Origin of the sequence: Variovorax glucosi (assembly GCF_051216695.1) — a bacterium.
GTDB lineage: Bacteria > Pseudomonadota > Gammaproteobacteria > Burkholderiales > Burkholderiaceae_C > Variovorax.
Map to the genome: position 1 here is coordinate 514 of NZ_JBPJZE010000040.1, position 1,220 is coordinate 1,733.

At 55.2% G+C, this 1,220-nt stretch carries 1 protein-coding gene; it reads right to left on the bottom strand.

All coding sequences use genetic code 11. From position 1 onward, the window contains the following. Positions 1 to 461 precede the first annotated feature (461 nt). Entirely contained in the window at positions 462 to 890 is a 429-nt protein-coding gene (locus ACSFA3_RS22600) for a hypothetical protein (protein ID WP_435467879.1), read from the bottom strand. Between the last annotated feature and the right edge of the window lie 330 nt (positions 891 to 1,220).

Sequence of the window (1,220 nt, forward strand, 5' to 3'; positions counted from 1 at the left end):
GGTGGGGAAATAAGTGACGACAACGGCACCGAACGAAAAGGACATCGCGATCTATCCAGAGTGACAGGCGTTCGGAGTGTGGGCCCGAACCGATGACAATTTCAAGCGTTGTTACGGGCTCGGGCCGACATGCAGTCCTGGCGGTTGGTTTTGCGCAAAAGCGATGCGTGATCGAGCTGACTGAAGTACTAGTCTGGTGCGGTGAATGGCCAGGAGAGGCTGCGAGAGTTCTTGCCTGCGTTCATAACAAAGTATGAATCTGGCTTGCCTGGGCATCCTGTCGCTCTAGCGAAGTCACGTCTATTTGAAGAATGGTGGCGCGGACAGTAGACGGACACCGATCGGATAGATACGAAGAAAGTTAGTGAAGCAATCGACATCGATACCGGCTTGTGGCCGGAAACGGTAGTTGCGATGCGCGCCCTGACGGACGCCAATCGAGACATTGCCGTCGGCACAGCCTATGCCGCTTTCATGCTCAGCGTGACACGAAACAGCGCGTCGTCCTGAAACTCGTAGTGCCGTGTGTTGGACCCAAAATCGCCTTTGATCCACCATTTCTCCCCAGAGCTTTCTCTGAAAGAAATTCCCTCCCGCATGAAGCCCTGCTTCGCCTCATCGAAGCTCTCATACAAGGGGATGCCCACTTCGTCACGCGCGATAGGCCTGAAACCCTCGCTGGCCGCGATATAGAGAAACACAACGTCCAGCTTCTGGTCTTGGTCGAAGCGGAACTGAAAACCGGACGCTTGTGCTGCAGCCCAATAAACATCCTCAAGATTCTCGTGTGTCCGGTCGAAGTCGTAGACGACTTGCATGTCCTGCACCTCCAACACTTCGACAACCTCGTCATCCTTCAGCTGCCGCCCCAGCAGCGATTCGAAATCCATAGAAGCTCCCTTGCTCGTTCAGTGGAAAAGAAGCCCGACGCCACGACTTCGTTGTACTCAAGCTGCCATTGTGGGCTGAAGAAAAGTTATTCCCGCAAATCGAGACTTCCTAGCGCATTTGCTTTTCCGCACCGCGCCGCTCTTCTCTAAAGTAAATGCCCTCGCAACCAAACACCCCGCTATGCGGGCAAGGAAGACAGCACCAACAGCAAGCCACATAAGCAAACCGCATCGCCTCACGGCGGGCCATCGACGCACCCGCGCATCGATGCAAACGTGAGGCACAAAAGGCGACGGCCAGGGTGCGGAAACACCCCAGCCGTCTAACCA

Excerpts from the sequence above, each read along its gene's own strand:
- ACSFA3_RS22600 (WP_435467879.1), bottom strand. The coding sequence starts at position 890 with ATGGATTTCGAATCGCTGCTGGGGCGGCAGCTGAAGGATGACGAGGTT.